The organism is Bombilactobacillus sp. ESL1097 (genome assembly GCF_058107205.1).
In genome coordinates, this window is the sequence record NZ_JBYLUB010000002.1 from 88,695 (window position 1) to 106,338 (window position 17,644).

A 17,644-nucleotide genomic window follows, 5' to 3' on the forward strand; every position below is an offset into this window, starting at 1 on the left:
CAGATTGGGATTGAGAATTAAGCAAACAGCTTATTATGTACCTGACAAGATTGTCAGCAATGATGATCTAACAAAGTTTATGGATACTTCGGATGAGTGGATTGCTTCCAGAACCGGCATTAAGCAACGCCACATTGCGCAAAAGCAACAAACTTCAGATTTAGCGTTGCAAGTAGCACAGCAGTTATTAGCAGCTAGTGATTTACCAGCAACTAGTTTAGATTTTATTATTGTGGCGACGATGTCACCAGATTATCAAACACCATCCACAGCGGCTTTAGTTCAAGGCAAGTTACAAGCCAATCAAGCATTTGCGTTTGATATTAGTGCAGCTTGTTCGGGGTTTATTTACGGCTTAGCTTTGGCTGATAAACTGTTAGCAACTACTTACCAACGTGGTTTAGTGATTGGTGCGGAAACTTTATCTAAATTGGTTGATTGGCAAGATCGTTCAACCGCGGTCTTATTTGGTGATGGTGCTGCAGGCGTTTTGGTGGAAGCTGATGCTAAGCATCCAGGATTGGTGGCTGAGGATTTGCAAACCTTAGGTGCGCAAAGTTCGGCACTCACAGCTGGGTATTTGCCGTTAAATTCGATCTTTAATCAAGATCAAACTGATCCACAACAGCGTTATTTTATGATGGATGGTCATGCTGTTTATCGCTTTGCCACCCATGAAGTACCCAATTCCATTCAACGTGTTTTAGCCAAAGCTAATTGGAACGTGAATGATATTGATTACTTTTTATTGCATCAAGCAAATGGGCGCATTATTAAAAGTATTGCACAACATTTAGATCAACCCGTAACTAAGTTTTTGCAGAATGTTGCAGAATTTGGCAATACTTCGGCAGCTAGTGTACCATTACTATTGGCGCAAAGTGTTGCAAACAAGCAAATTCAACGCGGGCAAAAGTTGATCTTAAGTGGTTTTGGCGGTGGTTTAACCGTCGGTAGTTTAGCGTTAGTTTATTAATTTTAATTATAAGGGAGTTTTATATTATGTCAGATCAAGAAATTTTTAACAAAGTCAAAGAAATTATTGTCGACCAAACAGGTGAAGAAGAAGAAGAAGTTACTTTACAAGCTAATATCAAAGATGATTTAAATGCTGATAGTTTGGATATTTTTGAAGTAATCAACGAATTAGAAGATGAATTTGACATCAAAATTGAAAATGAAGATGGTATTCAAACTGTGCAAGATCTAGTTGATTTTGTGAAGCAACAACTAGAAGCAAAGGAAGATTAAGCATGAAGTTAAGTCCATTTATTCAAAGTCTTGGATTGAAATATCCGATTTTTCAAGGAGGAATGGCCTGGGTCGCTGATGGTAAATTGGCGGCCGCTGTTTCCAATGCTGGTGGTTTAGGAATTATTGGTGCAGGCAATGCACCAGGTTCTGCAATTGCCGAAGAGATTAAAATTGCGCGGTCTTTAACCGATCGACCTTTCGGGGTCAATGTTATGTTATTGTCACCGCATGTTGAAGAAGTGGTGGAAGTTGTCTTGGAATATAAAGACAGCATCGCTTTAGTTACTACGGGTGCTGGTAATCCTGGCGATTACTTTACACGCTTTAAAGCGGCTAATATCAAAGTTATTCCAGTTGTTGGTTCTGTAGCATTAGCCAAAATGATGGAACGTGTTGGTGCAGATGCCGTGATTGCAGAAGGTATGGAATCTGGTGGTCATATTGGAAAGTTAACGACAATGGCCTTAGTTCCTCAAGTGGTTGATGCGGTTAATATTCCTGTCATTGCGGCTGGTGGTATTGGTGATGGCCGTGGTTTGGCAGCGGCTATGATGCTGGGTGCGCAAGGTGTCCAAATGGGAACCCGCTTTTTAGTAGCTACCGAATCTAAAGTTCATCCCACTTATAAAAAAGCGGTTTTGAAGGCTAATGATGCCAGCACAATGGTTACCGGTGACTTTGCAGGTCATCCATCTAGAGTTTTGAAAAACAAAATGGCTAAGACTTATGTGAAGTTAGAAAAAGCTGAAGCCGCTAAAGAGCATCCTAATTATAGTGATATTGAAGAATTAGGTAATGGTAGTTTGCGGCGTGCAGTTTTAGATGGTGATGCCAAGACCGGTGCTTATATGGCTGGTGAAATCTCTGGTTTGGTTAAAAAAGAACAACCAGCAGCTGAGATCTTGGAAGATGTTTATTCCCGGGCAGATCGGCTTTTAGGCGGTGACTATTAAGATGTTGGGATTACTGTTTAGCGGTCAAGGTGCCCAAAAAACAGGAATTACACAGGACCTGTACGAAAGTTTGCCAAGTTTTAAGCAGCATATTGATCAAGCAGCCGAAATTTTACAGTTAGACTTGCCAAGTATTTTATATGATGCAGCTTTGTCTGATCAGTTAGCACAAACGCGCTTGGCGCAACCGGCTATTTTGGCCATGAGTTGGAGCTTATATCAGGAATTAAAAGACTATTTAACTACTAAAGATTGCTTTGGCTTAGGACTAAGCTTAGGCGAATATAGTGCTTTAACTAGCAGTGGTTACGTTGATTTTGCTACCGGTTTGCAATTGATTAAGCGGCGTGGCGAATTAATGCAACAAGCTAGTGAGCAAACGGCCAGTGAAATGGTCGCCATTATGAAAGCCGATTTAGCTAGTGTTGAACAAGCAGTTCAGCAAGCTAGTCAATTCGGTGCTATTGGTGTGGCCAATGTTAATACACCACAACAGATTGTCATTGGTGGCGTCCCTACAGCAGTAGAGCGGGCTGTTGATTTATTAAAGCAGCAGCAGGAAAAACTGCGGGTTGTTCCATTAAAAGTTAGTGGGGCTTTTCATACGCCGTTGATGCAACCAATTCAGGCACAATTAAATGCGGCCTTAACGAAAGTTAATTGGCAGACCGGAACATTTCCAGTGTTTAGTACGACCACTAAACAAGAATTTGCTCCGCAAACTTTAAGTGATAATCTTACGCAACAGTTAGTTTCGACCACTTATTTTGCAGCTACTTTACAACAGCAAGCATCAGATTTAACGGCAGTTCTGGAGTTGGGACCTGGGAAAACCTTATTAGGCTTTGCTAAAAAGATTGTGCGGAAGATTCCTACTTATCAAGTTGATAGTTATGATGGACTGCAACAGACAATTACAGCGTTGGAGGCAATGGATTAATGGAACTCAAAGACAAAGTAGTTTTAATAACCGGTAGCTCACGAGGTATTGGTTTAGCAATTGCCAAAGCTTTTGCACAGCAAGGAGCGAATATCGTTTTAAATGCGCGGCATCCCATTAGTGCCGACGTGCAAGCTCAAATTACCGCTTTTGGGGTTCAATGTTTTGATATTAGTGCTGACGTGACGCAGATGGACTCTGCAGAACAATTAATTAAGCAAACATTGGCTGCAGCGGGCCACATTGATGTTGTAGTTAATAATGCAGGAATTACTCGCGATGGTTTATTGAACCGGATGTCACAAGAAGACTTTGACAGTGTCTTACAAACTAATTTAGTGGGAACTTTTAATGTTATTCGTCAGGCATTACGGCCAATGTACAAACAACGTTCGGGATGTTTTATTAATTTAGCCAGTGTTGTTGGCTTGACTGGTAATATTGGTCAGGCTAATTATGCTGCCAGTAAAGCCGGCATCATTGGGTTAACGAAATCAGTTGCGAAAGAAGTGGCTTTGCGTAATTTACGTTGTAATGCAATTGCTCCCGGAATGATTGATACCCAAATGACGCAGCAATTAAGTGATAAACGGCAACAAGAAATTATTAAACAAATTCCACTACAGCGCTTTGGTCAAGTTGAAGAAATTGCCCAAACTGCTGTCTTTTTGGCTCAAAATAATTATATTACTGGCCAAACATTGACGGTCGATGGCGGCTTAACAATGCAGTAAGGAGAATCATTATGACAAGAGTAGTAATAACAGGACTAGGGGCTGTTACCCCTATCGGTAACGATGTTGCTAGTTTTCAAGCAGGTTTAAATTCACAAAAGATTGGTTTTGAACCAATTACTTATTTTGATGCAACTAGTACAGGAGTTACAGTTGCTGGACAGTTAGATGATTTTGATGCGTTACAGCATTTAACAAAAAAAGATACGAAGCGCATGGATGCTTTTACCCAATATGCGGTTTATGCTAGCGATGAAGCCATGGCGCAAGCCCAAATCAATGCTGAGAATACTGATGCCGATCGTTTAGGCGTAATCTGGGGTTCTGGTATTGGCGGTTTAACGACAATTCAACAACAAGTGATCAAAATGCATGATAAGGGTGCGGATCGGGTTTCACCAATGTTTGTGCCCACTGCGATTGCTAATATGGCAGCTGGTAATTTGTCTATGCGTTACCAGGCCCATAATATTAGTACGACAATTGTGACCGCTTGTGCTTCCAGTACGAATGCGATCGGTGAAGCTTACCGTCAAATTAAAGATGGACGTAGTGACGTTATGATTACTGGTGGTTCAGAAGCTTCCATTAATCAGATTGGGATTGCAGGTTTTGCGTCTTTGTCAACCTTGTCTAAGGCCACTGATCCGACCAAAGCTAGCCTACCATTTGACGAAAGTCGTTCAGGCTTTGTGATGGGCGAAGGTGCCGGAACGTTAATTTTGGAATCTTTAGAACATGCTCAAGCGCGTGGTGCTGAAATTTTGGGTGAAATTGTTGGTTATGGAACAACATCTGATGCTTACCATATTACTTCTCCAGACCCGAAAGGTACCCAAGCAGCGCGGGCAATGAGTTTGGCTATGCAAGAAGCCCAAATCACGCCGCAACAAGTGGGCTATATTAATGCTCATGGCACGGGAACTAAAGGCAATGACTCGGCAGAATCAAAGGCTATTAATCAAGTTTTTGGTGCTGATAGTTCAGTTTTGGTCTCCAGTACGAAGAGTATGACTGGTCATTTATTGGGCGCTGCGGGTGCAGTCGAAGCAGTTGCCACAACCTTGGCATTACAATCTGGACAATTGCCAGTGAATGTTGGAATTATGAATCAAGATGCAGACTGTGATGTGAACCTAGTAACAACTAACAATAACCAACGGACAATTGATTATGCACTCAGCAACTCCTTTGGTTTTGGTGGTCATAATGCAGTTCTAGCAATGAAAAGGTGGCAAGCTTAAATGACTTTTGAAGAAATTCAAGCTCTCATGAAGCAAGTTAATCAAAGTAACATTAATGAATTAGATTTGGATTTTGATGGTGGACATTTGTATTTGAGCAAGCAAAGTCAAACTGCTCCAGCCACCGTAACTCCTAGTTCAGTAGTACCAGATAATCAAGCTACTGTGGTAGAAGATACAGCACAATTGCCGCAAATCAAGTCGCCTTTAGTTGGGATTGTTTATCTCCAATCTTCTCCTGACCAACCACAATTTAAAAAAGTTGGGGATCAAGTAGAAGTGGGCGATGTTGTTTGTGTCATTGAAGCAATGAAGATGATGACAGAAGTTAAGAGTGAGATTAAGGGAACTATTAGTGAAATCTTAGTTTCTGATGAAGAGGTTGTGGAATATGATCAACCCCTATTTACTGTCACACCCAATTAGGAGGGCTCAGAAGATTAATGGAAGCAAATGAAAATAAACAAAGTTTAGATGTTGTCCAAATTCAAGAAATTTTACCACATCGTTACCCAATGTTATTAGTCGATCGAGTACTAGATTATCAACCTGGTCAATATGCAATTGGTCGCAAGAATGTTTCTGTCAATGAAAGTTATTTCCAGGGACATTTTCCGGGTAACCCCGTGATGCCTGGAGCTTTAATCTTGGAAGCTTTGGCACAAACAGGGGCAATTGCTTTATTAACGATGCCTGAATTTAAAGGCAAGACCGCTTATTTCGGTGGTGTTAAGAAAGTTAAATTCCGGCAAATGGTACGTCCCGGCGATAGTTTACGTTTGGAAGTTAAATTAGATAAATTACGTGGAAATATTGGTATTGGTAAAGCGACTGCTTATGTTGATGACCAAATTGCTTGTTCTGGTGAATTAACATTTGCCGTACAGTAGGTGAGAGTTGAAATGTTGGAAAAAGTTTTAATTGCCAACCGTGGGGAAATTGCTGTGCGGATTATTCGCGCTTTACGCGAATTAAATATTACCTCAGTAGCAGTTTATTCAACGGCTGATAAAAATGCACAACATGTGAAAGAAGCCGATGAAGCAGTTTGCATTGGTGGCCCACAACCAGCTGATTCCTATTTGAATATGCAAAACATTGTGAGTGCTGCTTTATTAACAGGAGCGCAAGCAATCCACCCAGGTTATGGCTTTTTATCCGAAAGTCCGGAATTTGCACAATTGTGTGAAGAATGTCAGTTGACTTTTATTGGTCCTAAGGCCAAAACCATTGCGTTGATGGGTAATAAGGCTAATGCGCGGATTACCATGCAACAAAATGAGGTGCCGGTTATTCCGGGTAGTGAAGGTTTTGTCGCTAATGCGCAAGAAGCATTAGCAATTGCCCAAAAAGTCGGTTATCCAGTCATGCTCAAAGCCGCTGCTGGTGGTGGCGGTAAAGGAATTCGTAAAGTTTTTAAACCAGAAGAATTAAGTGATTCTTTTGTGCAAGCGCAAGAAGAAGCAAAGTTATCTTTTGGTGATGACCGCATGTATTTGGAAAAGATTATCTCTCCTGCTAAGCATATTGAAGTTCAGATTATGGCTGATCAAGCAGGGCACGTGGTGGCCTTGCCTGAACGAGACTGTTCCTTACAACGACGGCAACAAAAAGTTTTGGAAGAAACGCCTTGCGTAGAGATTAATGAGCAAGAACGGCAACATTTGCAGCAGTTAGCCATTCGCGCAGTCAAAGCAATTGACTATCAAAATGTAGGGACGATTGAATTTTTAATGGATCCGCAACATCATTTTTATTTCATGGAAATGAATACGCGGATTCAGGTAGAACATTCTATTACTGAAGAAGTAGCGCAAGTTGATTTGGTGCAAGAGCAATTAAAAATTGCTGCAGGCGCTGATTTGTCCATGACGCAAGCGGATGTGCAGATCCATGGTGCAGCTATCGAAGCGAGAATTAATGCGGAAGATCCGAAAAAAAATTTTCAACCGCAGGCTGGTCAGATTAAGCAAATGTCCTGGCCCGGTGGGCTAGGGGTTCGCGTTGAAAGTGGCGTGAACAGTGGTGATCAGATATCACCATTTTATGATTCAATGATTATTAAGATTATTGCTTTTGGTTCACAGCGCCCGGTCGTTTTGCGCCGTTTGATTAATTCATTGCGAGAATTCAAAATTGATGGTGTCACGACGAACGATGATTTCTTGATTCAATTATTACAACAAGAGGAAGTTCGCCAAGGTCATTATTTGACCACATATATTGATCAAAAGTTTTTACCGCAATATATGGCACAATCCTCAAAGGGGGCTAGTGACGATGAGTGAAAATCATTTTGCGCCTCATCCGATTCAAGCCTTAAATAGTTATTATCATAATGTTCCACAAGGAATTTTTCGTTATTGTCCTCATTGTGGCAGTAAGTTTTATTTTCGGCGGGCCGGTAAATTTCAAGTTTGTCCGGAATGTGGTTATGGTTTTCGGGTGAATGCTCGCCAACGCTTGAAGATGTTAACGAAAGATTTTCAAGAATGGGATGCTGAGTTAGCCACGACTGATCCTTTAAAGTTTCCAGATTATCAAGAGAAATTGCATAAGGCTCAGACGAAGACAAAATTGTTGGATTCAGTTTTAACTGGACAAGCCAAGTTGGCTCAACATGATGTGGCTTTAGGAATTATGGATCCTAACTTCATTATGGGAAGTTTAGGAACAGCTACTGGTGAAAAAATTACCCGTTTATTTGAGCAAGCAACAGAACGAAAATTACCAGTTGTTATGTTCACTGCTTCTGGTGGTGCTCGGATGCAAGAAGGAATTCATTCCTTAATGCAGATGGCGAAAATCTCGCAAGCAATTAATGAACATCGCCAAGCTGGATTATTGTATGTGGCAGTGATCATGGATCCTACTACCGGAGGCGTAACAGCTAGCTTTGCCTCACAGGCTGATATTACGCTAGCAGAACCCCAAGCGTTGTTAGGTTTTGCTGGGCGGCGCGTCATTGAGCAAACCATCAATAAGAAATTGCCTTCAGATTTTCAAAGTGTAGAAAACGCTTATCAGCATGGTTTTATTGATGAAATTGTGGCGCGACCACAACAACTACAGAAATTAGATCAAATCTTGACAATTTTTGCTGGTCAAAAGTGGAAGGGAGCTGCGCAAAGTGAGTAAACAAGTTAGTACGATCATGGAAGGTGCGCGAAGTGATAGGAAAGCTGACTTGCAACCGCTGATTGATCAATTATTTACGGACTTTTTTGCTGTACATGGCGATCAAGTGGATAGTGATGATCCGGCGATTATTGCCGGCTTTGCTAAGCTCAAGCAACGGACGGTGGCGGTAGTAGCCACGAATAAAGGTCAGGAATTAGAGGAACGCCTAGCCACTCATTTTGGTAGTCCAACCCCGCAAGGTTATCGGAAAGCTTTACGCGTAATGAAATTAGCGCAAAAAATGGGTGCACCAATTGTCACGTTGATTAATACTCCAGGTGCTTATCCGGGTGAAGAGGCTGAAGTGAAAGGTCAAGGCCAAATATTGGCTAAGAGCATCAGTGAAATGTTGCAACTGCAAGTTCCCATTTTAACTATTATTATTGGCGAAGCAGGTTCGGGTGGCGCGTTAGCTTTGGCCTGTTCTGATCAAGTGTGGATGCTAGAACACAGTATGTATACTGTTCTTTCGCCAGAAGGCTTTGCTTCTATTATGTGGAAAGATTCCAAGCTGGCTAATAAAGCAGCGGAAATGATGCATATTGAACCCGCTTGGTTGAAACAAAATCAAATTATTGAACAAGTTTTACCCGAGACGGTTTTAGATGATCAAGCCAAACAATTACAGACCTTGATTGATCAACAATTGGCTCAATTCGATCAGTTAAGTTTGTCTGATTTATTGCAACAGCGCAAAGAACGATTTCGTAAATTTTAATAAAATGTCTGATTAAGCGCAGCCAGCACCTATTTTGTTGGTTGCGCTTAATTTGTTTAAAAATTTAGTTGATAAAATTTGGTAATTCTTCATAATTATCCTTTAAGATAAAACTATAATTATCAATTAATATAACTGAAATTGAAAGGATGATTTTGATGCAATATTGTCCCAACTGTGGTGCCAAAATCAAAGCTAATGCCAAAAAATGTCCGACCTGTGGTTATCAATTAGTGGCGGAGCCGCAAAGAGCGCACGCTGATGCTGATGGTAGAGATCAAACTTATTCGCGGGCACAGCGTTATCATCAATCTTCGACTAATTCTATGGTTAGTTTTTTGCTCTGGCTCAAGAATAATCCCATTATGGATGTTTTAGCCGTTATTTTTGTTATTTTGACTTATGTTTATATTGGTAAATGGTTGAGCTTAGTGGTCGCATTAGGGTTGATTGTGGCTGGTTATTGGCACGCTAATCGGCGGCAAACTAATCTGGATCAAAAAATCCGGAATGCTTTTCGCCGCAAACAGCCGGCAACTTCTGCGGCTATTAAACGGCGTCCAATGGTTAAAGCGCGCGTTGATCACTATCAACAACCGAATTTTACCAAACCCTTACAACCACAAACTCAAGCGGGAGTAACAGAAGTGTCAACGGTTGTGCCAACAACCAAGTCAAAAAGTCAGCGCTCGTGGCTGTTATTAATTATTGCAGGTATTTTATTGAGTAGCAGCTACTGGCCAAACTTTTTTAGTAATAACTTTTTTGGCAGCAATGTGGTGACCAATTTCTCTTTAGCGCAGACTATTAAACAAGCACTTAACTTGTTAAATTATTACTTACATTTTCAAATTAATCCGGATCTAGGATTATGGATTATTGCCGCCGGACCACTATTGATTATCTTGGGCGCCTTGATGCCGAATCATTTTGGTAAAAAGTTAATTAAGTGGGGTAATTTTTGGAACTTACTGTGGTACTTTGGTGGTTGGTTAATCTTACATGTGAGTTTGAGCTTTGCCGCCAAAAGTGGTGTCATGCAACCACTAAGTCTCGGTGCTAGTGGCAAATCAGCTTTAACATTGAGTATTTTATTATTAATTTTGACAATTTGGGATTGGCATCAATTTAAACAGAGTAATGTGCGGCAATAAGCGTTTCTTAAGATATGGTATGATATGTTTAAGTTTGGGAGATAGAAGTTAACTTGTGAGGCGATAATTGTTGAAAATTTTAGTGGTAGACGATGACCAAGATATTGTGGAACTGCTCAGCATTTATTTAAAAAATGAAGGCTATCAACCAGTTGTTGCTAATTCTGGTGTACAAGCGCTCGATCAATTAAAAGCTAATCCGGATATTGCACTCTTAATATTAGACATTATGATGCCCGGCATGTCAGGAATTGAAGTGATTAAAAAATTACGTAAGGATTCACAAATTCCCATTATTGTAGTTTCTGCCAAAACTAGTGATTTGGATAAAATCCAAGGACTAATTACGGGTGCTGATGACTATGTGGTTAAACCCTTTAATCCGTTAGAGGTGATGGCCCGGGTGAAATCTTTGTTGCGCCGGACCCATGCTCAAGGTCACGAAATTTTACCAGATAAATTAGAAATTGGACCAATTACCATCGATAAAAGCTCCCACGAAGTCGTGACCAATGCGGGAGTGAAAGTGCAACTCACAGCATTGGAATTTGGCATTTTATATTTACTAGCCAGTCATCCTAATCGCGTCTTTTCTGCGGATGAGATCTTTGAGCGTGTCTGGAAGCAAGAAAGTGTGATTTCTGCCAAAACAGTGATGGTTCATGTGAGTCATTTGCGTGATAAATTAGAAGAAGCAACTAATGGTGAACAAGTCATCGAAACCGTTTGGGGTGTTGGCTACAAAGTGGAGGCTTAAACATGAAGGCAATGCTATCCCGTCGGTGGGTAGTTTATATAACGACCATTATTTTCGTATTGGCCGTCGGCGGTGAACTCAAATGGGCCACGATGATTAATCAAACGCCCCAGTTATGGTGGCTGATAGGATTGTTAGACGGGTTAATAATAATTCTTTTAGCCTATCAATATTTGTATCAACGCCAATTACATCGTACACAGTATTATCTGCAACATTTGGCGCGTGGCGAAGCGACTAGTGCTGATGGCATTACTATTTTGGAACTGCAACAATTAATTCAGCAAATGGATAAAGTGATGCAAACCGCCAGTGAATCCATGAAAAATCAAGTGGCTGCGGAACAAAGTAAAGACGAATTGATTACTAATGTGAGTCATGATTTACGGACGCCATTGACGTCAATTATTGGCTTTTTAGGTTTAATTGAACAAAATCCGCAAACGTCAACGGCCGATGTGCAAAAATACGTGCATATTGCTTATCAAAAATCGTTACAGTTACGTTCGCTAGTGAATGATTTATTTGAATATGTTCGTGCTAATAACTCGAACACTAAATTAAATATTCAAACATTCGATATGATTCAAATGCTGGAACAGATTGATGCAGATTTTGAATTAGAAGCTAAAAAACAGCATATTCAAATGGAAGTGGTCAGTGATGTTCCGCAGTTAATCATGCAAGCTGATAGTCAAAAGCTTGGGCGAGTTTTTAATAATTTAGTAATTAATGCCATCAAGTATGGTCAAGGTGCCGATCATATTTGGTTGTGCGCTAAAGAACAACAAGATCACGTAATTTTACAGGTGATTAATAATGGCCAAGCTATTGCTCCAGAAAATCAGCAACACTTGTTTGATCGTTTTTATCGTGTCGATCAGTCTCGTTCGAGTAAAACGGGGGGAACAGGCTTAGGGTTGGCCATTGCCAAAAGCTTGGTGCAAATGCAACATGGACAGATTACAGTCCACTCTGATGCACAACAAACTTGTTTTCAGATTGACTTACCGAAAAATTTAACCAGTGAAGGAGATAAATCATGACTTTGATTTTAAATGGTTGTACTTTATTATTGCAGGAACATAAGTTGCTAAAACAGGCTGATATTGTGTTTGACAATGAAATTACCGCCGTAACTTACGATTCACGGCAGGCACAAAAGGATGGTATGTTCTTTTGCAAAGGAACACATTTTAAAGAAAGTTATTTAAAGCAGGCTCAGGCTAATGGAGCAACAACTTATGTTTCTGAAGTAGCATATCCAGATATCAAGGGCATGAATGCCTTAATTGTAACCGACGTACAGAAAGCGATGGCGTTATTAGGGGCAGCTTTTTATGGTTACCCGCAGAATGATCTGTTTATTATTGCTTTTACAGGAACTAAAGGGAAAACGACTTCGGCCTATTTTACACGTGGAATCTTGCAAAATTATTCGAATCAAAAGACCGCCTTATTTTCGACGATTGATCGGATTTTAGGACCGAAGCCCAGTCAGAAATTTAAGTCCAATTTAACTACTCCAGAATCACTGGATTTGTTTCATGATATGCGTGAAGCCGTAGATAGTGGGATGACGCATTTGGTGATGGAAGTCTCATCACAGGCTTATAAGCGTAACCGTGTTTATGGTTTAACATATGATGTTGGCTTCTTTTTAAACATCTCACCTGATCATATTGGTCCCAATGAACATCCCGATTTTGCCGATTATCTTCATTGCAAATTACAGCTCTTAGTAAATTCAAAGAGTTGTGTGATTAATGGGGATACTGACTATTTTGACGAAGTATATTTAGCAGCTAAAGCGACAACTCCTAGTTCTAAACTGTATGTTTTTTCACGCCAAGGTGGCAATGAACAAGTGGCAGACTTTGTTTATCAGAGTAAAGAAAGTACATTGGCAGAAAGTGAATTTACGATCAGGGCCCAAAGTGCTAAAGCTCAGCAACTGAATATTGCTGGTGATTATCAATTAAGTTTGATTGGTGACTTTAACGAAGCTAATGCGACTGCCGCAATTATTGGTGCTGGGATTGCGGGGGCCCCTTATGAATTGGCTCAAACATCTATTATGGATGTTCATATTCCGGGACGGATGGAATCAATTAAGACCAAGCAACACGGCACAATTTACGTTGATTATGCGCATAATTACGCTAGCATGTCGGCGTTGTTACATTTTTTAAAAACGAAAAATCCACAATCCAAAATTATCGTGGTAGTTGGTAGTACTGGCGACAAGGGCGTTTCGCGGCGTTCAGGTTTTGCTAAAGCTCTAAGTAAATACGCTAATCAGGCGTATTTAACGACTGATGATCCGGGATTTGAAGATCCTCAAGCTATTTGTGAAGAAATCAATCAGTTAATTGATCATACGAAAGTGCAAGTGGCAATTATTCTAGATCGTCAGCAGGCGATTCAAGCGGCGATTACTACTAGTCAACCGCAAGATATTGTCGTGTTAGCTGGTAAAGGTGAAGATAAGTACCAAAAAATTCGTGGTGTGAATGTGGATTATCCCAATGACTTAAATGTGGCACAACAGATAGTTCAAGAAATTGAGGGATAGCGATGAAAGACTTTTTTACAATTATTGGCGGCATGGGCACGGCAGCCACGGAAAGTTTTGTGCGTCTGTTAAATGCAAGAACCCCTGCAATTAAGGATCAAGAATATTTAAATTATTTATTAGTCAATCATGCTAGTATTCCTGATCGAACCGATTATATTTTGGATCATCAAAAACCGAATTTTTATCCCGATTTGTTAGAAGATATTCAACAACAATCACTCTTACAGCCCGCTTTTATGGTGATTATTTGCAATACTGCGCATTATTTCTATGAACAATTACAACAAGAGACGTCAATTCCATTATTGCATATGCCCCGGAGTGCTGTTAGCTATTTGAAACAGCACTATCCCCGAGCGCAAAAAGTGGGATTAATTGCCACGAAAGGTACTTTAGCGGATCAAGTCTATCAACAAGAATTACAACAACAGGGATTAGATTATACGTTGGGTGATGAACAGCTGCAGGCGGATGTGATGGCTTTGATCTATGATTGTATCAAAGAACAAGGGGTAGTTGATGCACAGTTATATCATCAGATTCTCAAGCGAATGGTGCATGATTTTGGAGCCGACGTGGTTATTTTAGGTTGTACAGAACTTTCTTTGGCCCAAGAGAAAGCACCGCAACATAATTATTCAGTAGTTGATGCGCAAAGTATTATGGTTGATACTTGTGTCAATTTAGGTCAAAGGCTACAGCAAGGCTTACCCGTAATGATTCAAGCTGGAGTAGCGCAGTCCTAGACTGAAAATTATTTTATATTAGAATTGCATTATTGCTTTGATAATGTATAATTAATAATCTAAATTGTGAAAAGCTTATTTAGCTTAGCGCTAAATCAAAATTCACAGTTGAGTAAATCATTTAGAATTTTGAGGTTAATTGAAGTAATGAATAATTCAGAACCAAATAAATCCTTATTGAAACGCAATCAAAAAGTTTCGATGCAATCACAGCACCAAATGGGAAGTCATCGTTTTTTGAAGAGCATTTTGCTCTTTTTAATTATGGCTATTTTTATCGTCGGGGCTTACGGCTTTCGTATTTACTCGCAAGCTAGTAATGCTTTAGGCAATGCTTATCGGCCGAGTACCGCAATTCGACCTTCCAAAACGATCGCGCAAAAAAAGCCAGTTACTATTCTATTGTTAGGAGTAGATACAGGCGATGAAGGACGCACTGATCGTGGTAATTCAGATACTATGATTTTGGCAACGATCAATCCACAAACTAAAAAAACAGTGTTAATGAGTATTCCACGGGATACTTTATCGGAAATTTATGGGATAAAAAGCGGCCAGCATGTGATTCAGAAAATTAATTCCGCTTATAATTTAGGAGAGTCTGAGGCAGCGGTGAAAACTGTGCAAAAATTAGTTAATATCAAGATTGATAATTATATTACTTTGGACTTTCATTCACTGCCTAAAATAGTAGACGCAGTCGGTGGAGTTGAAGTAGATGCACCGTTTGCGTTCAGTTACGATGGCAGTAGTTTTCATAAAGGTAAGCAAGTCATTAACGGCAAACAAAGTCTGTCTTACGCACGAATGCGTTACGACGATCCGCAAGGCGATTATGGTCGGCAAATGCGACAACGTCAGGTTATTATGGCAATTGTCAAAAAAGCAACTTCTCTAAGTACGTTACCTAATCTTCAAAAAGTGTTGAATAGCATTTCTAATTCGATGAGTACTAATCTATCATTGGATGATATTACTGCGTTAATTCAATATTATCGAGGAGCGTCTAAAAACATGGACTCTGATCATTTGCAAGGGCACGGCACCCTAATTGACGGAATTTCTTATGAAGTAGCGCCAACTAAAGAATTACAGCGCGTATCGGATAAATTAAGAACCAGTGTTGGCCAAGATAAAGAAAAGATTAATAACGTCGAGACACGACAAAATAAAATGAATGTGACGAAAAATGGTTTTGATTTTAAGGAAAAAGTAAATCAAAATTATGTAATTTATGGCGAAAATGTTAATAGTAATTACTTGATTGATAACTAAAAAGCAATTTATTTTAAAAATAAATTGCTTTTTTTATATCGTAAAAAAGCAGTCATACCAAGGGATAGAGCAATAAGTAGCAAAAAAGAATAAAAAAAGATGGGCAAAGGGGTTGCAAAAGGGTAAAAAAGTTGATAATATATTTTCTGTTGTCAATGAGTCATGCGCGTCACTGTTAAGCAAATAAAAAAAACAGTTGACAAGCTCATGATAAGATGATAAACTAAATGAGCCGCTTAATCAAGTGGTAATCAACAAAAAGTTAAGTAGATCTTTGAAAACTGAACAAAGTTTCTTTAAAAGCCAAGTGCTGGGTTCTTGAAAAAGAACCTGTCAATTTAAAAGTAATAAAGAAGACAAAGAACGTTAGAGTTCTAAGTCTGAGTCAACAAACTAACAAAAAATGAGAGTTTGATCCTGGCTCAGGACGAACGCTGGCGGCGTGCCTAATACATGCAAGTCGAGCGAGCAGAAGTAACGGAATACCTTCGGGTAGGAAGATATGGACGCGAGCGGCGGATGGGTGAGTAACACGTAGGTAACCTGCCCTTTAGCGGGGGATAACAATTGGAAACAGTTGCTAATACCGCATAAAGTGCTTAATCACATGATTAAGGAATGAAAGACGGTTTCGGCTGTCACTAAAGGATGGACCTGCGGCGTATTAGCTAGTTGGTGAGGTAAAGGCCCACCAAGGCGATGATACGTAGCCGACCTGAGAGGGTAATCGGCCACATTGGGACTGAGACACGGCCCAAACTCCTACGGGAGGCAGCAGTAGGGAATCTTCCACAATGGACGAAAGTCTGATGGAGCAACGCCGCGTGGATGAAGAAGGTTTTCGGATCGTAAAATCCTGTTGTTGAAGAAGAACGTGCTTGAGAGTAACTGCTCAAGTAGTGACGGTATTCAACCAGAAAGTCACGGCTAACTACGTGCCAGCAGCCGCGGTAATACGTAGGTGGCAAGCGTTGTCCGGATTTATTGGGCGTAAAGGGAGCGCAGGCGGTTTGAAAAGTCTGAATGTGAAAGCCCTCAGCTTAACTGAGGAAGTGCATCGGAAACTGTCAAACTTGAGTGCAGAAGAGGAGAGTGGAACTCCATGTGTAGCGGTGAAATGCGTAGATATATGGAAGAACACCAGTGGCGAAGGCGGCTCTCTGGTCTGTAACTGACGCTGAGGCTCGAAAGCATGGGTAGCGAACAGGATTAGATACCCTGGTAGTCCATGCCGTAAACGATGAGTGCTAAGTGTTGGGAGGTTTCCGCCTCTCAGTGCTGCAGCTAACGCATTAAGCACTCCGCCTGGGGAGTACGACCGCAAGGTTGAAACTCAAAGGAATTGACGGGGGCCCGCACAAGCGGTGGAGCATGTGGTTTAATTCGAAGCAACGCGAAGAACCTTACCAGGTCTTGACATCTCCTGAAAGCTGTAGAGATACAGGGTTCCCTTCGGGGACAGGAAGACAGGTGGTGCATGGTTGTCGTCAGCTCGTGTCGTGAGATGTTGGGTTAAGTCCCGCAACGAGCGCAACCCTTGTTACTAGTTGCCAGCATTAAGTTGGGCACTCTAGTGAGACTGCCGGTGACAAACCGGAGGAAGGTGGGGACGACGTCAAATCATCATGCCCCTTATGACCTGGGCTACACACGTGCTACAATGGATGGTACAACGAGAAGCGAACTCGTGAGGGCAAGCAGAACTCTAAAAACCATTCTCAGTTCGGATTGCAGGCTGCAACTCGCCTGTATGAAGTTGGAATCGCTAGTAATCGTGGATCAGCATGCCACGGTGAATACGTTCTCGGGCCTTGTACACACCGCCCGTCACACCATGAGAGTTTGTAATACCCAAAGCCGGTGGGGTAACCCTTCGGGGAGCTAGCCGTCTAAGGTAGGACAAATGATTAGGGTGAAGTCGTAACAAGGTAGCCGTAGGAGAACCTGCGGCTGGATCACCTCCTTTCTAAGGAAAAATAAACGGAAAGCAGTTGGCAAGAAACTTTGTTTAGTTTTGAGAGGTCTACTCTCAAACATTAGTACTTTGAAAACTGAATATTATGAGAAGAAAGACACCGAGAATCGAGAGATTCGAAGAAAGTAAGAAACAG

At 40.8% G+C, this 17,644-nt stretch carries 17 protein-coding genes and 1 rRNA gene; all 18 read left to right on the forward strand.

From position 1 onward, the window contains the following. Nucleotides 1-4 precede the first annotated feature (4 nt). A complete protein-coding gene (locus tag AC3B6D_RS04650) occupies nucleotides 5-976 on the forward strand; it encodes a beta-ketoacyl-ACP synthase III (protein WP_489756824.1) in 972 nt (323 codons plus the stop codon). A gap of 26 nt (nucleotides 977-1,002) precedes the next feature. After that, entirely contained in the window at nucleotides 1,003-1,251 is a 249-nt protein-coding gene (locus AC3B6D_RS04655; protein WP_489756823.1) for an acyl carrier protein, read from the forward strand. Between the two features lie 2 nt (nucleotides 1,252-1,253). Beyond that, nucleotides 1,254-2,207 (forward strand): enoyl-[acyl-carrier-protein] reductase FabK, encoded by a 954-nt coding sequence (gene fabK / locus AC3B6D_RS04660; protein ID WP_489756822.1) that lies wholly within the window; start codon nucleotides 1,254-1,256, stop codon nucleotides 2,205-2,207. 1 nt (nucleotide 2,208) lies between these two features. Continuing rightward, entirely contained in the window at nucleotides 2,209-3,147 is a 939-nt protein-coding gene (locus AC3B6D_RS04665) for an ACP S-malonyltransferase (protein WP_489775036.1), read from the forward strand. Next, nucleotides 3,147-3,881, forward strand: a complete 735-nt coding sequence (fabG, locus tag AC3B6D_RS04670; RefSeq protein ID WP_489756820.1) for a 3-oxoacyl-[acyl-carrier-protein] reductase — start codon at nucleotides 3,147-3,149, stop codon at nucleotides 3,879-3,881. Before AC3B6D_RS04665 ends, fabG begins: the two co-directional genes overlap by 1 nt. Nucleotides 3,882-3,892: 11 nt before the next feature. Further along, nucleotides 3,893-5,125 (forward strand): beta-ketoacyl-ACP synthase II, encoded by a 1,233-nt coding sequence (gene fabF, locus AC3B6D_RS04675; protein ID WP_489769403.1) that lies wholly within the window; start codon nucleotides 3,893-3,895, stop codon nucleotides 5,123-5,125. Continuing rightward, nucleotides 5,126-5,551 carry an acetyl-CoA carboxylase biotin carboxyl carrier protein gene (locus tag AC3B6D_RS04680; protein WP_489756818.1) on the forward strand — a complete coding sequence of 142 codons (426 nt, stop codon included), beginning with the start codon at nucleotides 5,126-5,128 and terminating at the stop codon, nucleotides 5,549-5,551. Nucleotides 5,552-5,568: 17 nt separating this feature from the next. Continuing rightward, nucleotides 5,569-6,015: a 3-hydroxyacyl-ACP dehydratase FabZ gene (fabZ, locus tag AC3B6D_RS04685; protein WP_489756817.1), complete on the forward strand. Its 447-nt coding sequence runs from the start codon at nucleotides 5,569-5,571 to the stop codon at nucleotides 6,013-6,015. 12 nt (nucleotides 6,016-6,027) lie between these two features. Then, the gene (locus AC3B6D_RS04690; RefSeq protein WP_489756816.1) at nucleotides 6,028-7,413 is read left to right on the forward strand and encodes an acetyl-CoA carboxylase biotin carboxylase subunit; all 1,386 of its coding nucleotides are present in this window, start codon (nucleotides 6,028-6,030) and stop codon (nucleotides 7,411-7,413) included. Further along, complete coding sequence (locus AC3B6D_RS04695) at nucleotides 7,406-8,263, forward strand: acetyl-CoA carboxylase carboxyltransferase subunit beta (protein WP_489756815.1); 858 nt, start codon at nucleotides 7,406-7,408, stop codon at nucleotides 8,261-8,263. Before AC3B6D_RS04690 ends, AC3B6D_RS04695 begins: the two co-directional genes overlap by 8 nt. Nucleotides 8,264-8,279: 16 nt before the next feature. Next, nucleotides 8,280-9,023: a carboxyltransferase subunit alpha gene (gene accA, locus AC3B6D_RS04700; protein WP_489775309.1), complete on the forward strand. Its 744-nt coding sequence runs from the start codon at nucleotides 8,280-8,282 to the stop codon at nucleotides 9,021-9,023. Nucleotides 9,024-9,181: 158 nt separating this feature from the next. Beyond that, on the forward strand, nucleotides 9,182-10,177 hold the full coding sequence (locus AC3B6D_RS04705) for a zinc ribbon domain-containing protein (RefSeq protein ID WP_489775037.1): 996 nt from the start codon (nucleotides 9,182-9,184) through the stop codon (nucleotides 10,175-10,177). Nucleotides 10,178-10,247: 70 nt separating this feature from the next. Then, nucleotides 10,248-10,934: a response regulator transcription factor gene (locus tag AC3B6D_RS04710; RefSeq protein ID WP_489769849.1), complete on the forward strand. Its 687-nt coding sequence runs from the start codon at nucleotides 10,248-10,250 to the stop codon at nucleotides 10,932-10,934. 2 nt (nucleotides 10,935-10,936) lie between these two features. Further along, nucleotides 10,937-11,980 carry a sensor histidine kinase gene (locus AC3B6D_RS04715; RefSeq protein ID WP_489769405.1) on the forward strand — a complete coding sequence of 348 codons (1,044 nt, stop codon included), beginning with the start codon at nucleotides 10,937-10,939 and terminating at the stop codon, nucleotides 11,978-11,980. Continuing rightward, complete coding sequence (locus AC3B6D_RS04720; protein ID WP_489775038.1) at nucleotides 11,977-13,509, forward strand: UDP-N-acetylmuramoyl-L-alanyl-D-glutamate--2,6-diaminopimelate ligase; 1,533 nt, start codon at nucleotides 11,977-11,979, stop codon at nucleotides 13,507-13,509. The genes AC3B6D_RS04715 and AC3B6D_RS04720 overlap by 4 nt, the downstream gene beginning before the upstream one ends. A 2-nt stretch (nucleotides 13,510-13,511) precedes the next feature. Further along, nucleotides 13,512-14,258, forward strand: a complete 747-nt coding sequence (locus AC3B6D_RS04725; RefSeq protein ID WP_489775039.1) for an aspartate/glutamate racemase family protein — start codon at nucleotides 13,512-13,514, stop codon at nucleotides 14,256-14,258. Nucleotides 14,259-14,405: 147 nt separating this feature from the next. Then, nucleotides 14,406-15,533 (forward strand): LCP family protein, encoded by a 1,128-nt coding sequence (locus AC3B6D_RS04730; RefSeq protein ID WP_489756810.1) that lies wholly within the window; start codon nucleotides 14,406-14,408, stop codon nucleotides 15,531-15,533. A gap of 399 nt (nucleotides 15,534-15,932) precedes the next feature. Continuing rightward, nucleotides 15,933-17,499, forward strand: a 16S ribosomal RNA gene (locus AC3B6D_RS04735). Nucleotides 17,500-17,644: the final 145 nt, after the last annotated feature.

What these genes read in the sequence shown, in the direction of transcription:
- AC3B6D_RS04655 (WP_489756823.1), top strand. Translation starts at nt 1,003, where the DNA reads ATGTCAGATCAAGAAATTTTTAACAAAGTCAAAGAAATTATTGTCGAC.
- fabK (WP_489756822.1), top strand. Translation starts at nt 1,254, where the DNA reads ATGAAGTTAAGTCCATTTATTCAAAGTCTTGGATTGAAATATCCGATT.
- AC3B6D_RS04665 (WP_489775036.1), top strand. Translation starts at nt 2,209, where the DNA reads ATGTTGGGATTACTGTTTAGCGGTCAAGGTGCCCAAAAAACAGGAATT.
- fabG (WP_489756820.1), top strand. Translation starts at nt 3,147, where the DNA reads ATGGAACTCAAAGACAAAGTAGTTTTAATAACCGGTAGCTCACGAGGT.
- fabF (WP_489769403.1), top strand. Translation starts at nt 3,893, where the DNA reads ATGACAAGAGTAGTAATAACAGGACTAGGGGCTGTTACCCCTATCGGT.
- AC3B6D_RS04680 (WP_489756818.1), top strand. Translation starts at nt 5,126, where the DNA reads ATGACTTTTGAAGAAATTCAAGCTCTCATGAAGCAAGTTAATCAAAGT.
- fabZ (WP_489756817.1), top strand. Translation starts at nt 5,569, where the DNA reads ATGGAAGCAAATGAAAATAAACAAAGTTTAGATGTTGTCCAAATTCAA.
- AC3B6D_RS04690 (WP_489756816.1), top strand. Translation starts at nt 6,028, where the DNA reads ATGTTGGAAAAAGTTTTAATTGCCAACCGTGGGGAAATTGCTGTGCGG.
- AC3B6D_RS04695 (WP_489756815.1), top strand. Translation starts at nt 7,406, where the DNA reads ATGAGTGAAAATCATTTTGCGCCTCATCCGATTCAAGCCTTAAATAGT.
- accA (WP_489775309.1), top strand. Translation starts at nt 8,280, where the DNA reads ATGGAAGGTGCGCGAAGTGATAGGAAAGCTGACTTGCAACCGCTGATT.
- AC3B6D_RS04705 (WP_489775037.1), top strand. Translation starts at nt 9,182, where the DNA reads ATGCAATATTGTCCCAACTGTGGTGCCAAAATCAAAGCTAATGCCAAA.
- AC3B6D_RS04715 (WP_489769405.1), top strand. Translation starts at nt 10,937, where the DNA reads ATGAAGGCAATGCTATCCCGTCGGTGGGTAGTTTATATAACGACCATT.
- AC3B6D_RS04720 (WP_489775038.1), top strand. Translation starts at nt 11,977, where the DNA reads ATGACTTTGATTTTAAATGGTTGTACTTTATTATTGCAGGAACATAAG.
- AC3B6D_RS04725 (WP_489775039.1), top strand. Translation starts at nt 13,512, where the DNA reads ATGAAAGACTTTTTTACAATTATTGGCGGCATGGGCACGGCAGCCACG.
- AC3B6D_RS04730 (WP_489756810.1), top strand. Translation starts at nt 14,406, where the DNA reads ATGAATAATTCAGAACCAAATAAATCCTTATTGAAACGCAATCAAAAA.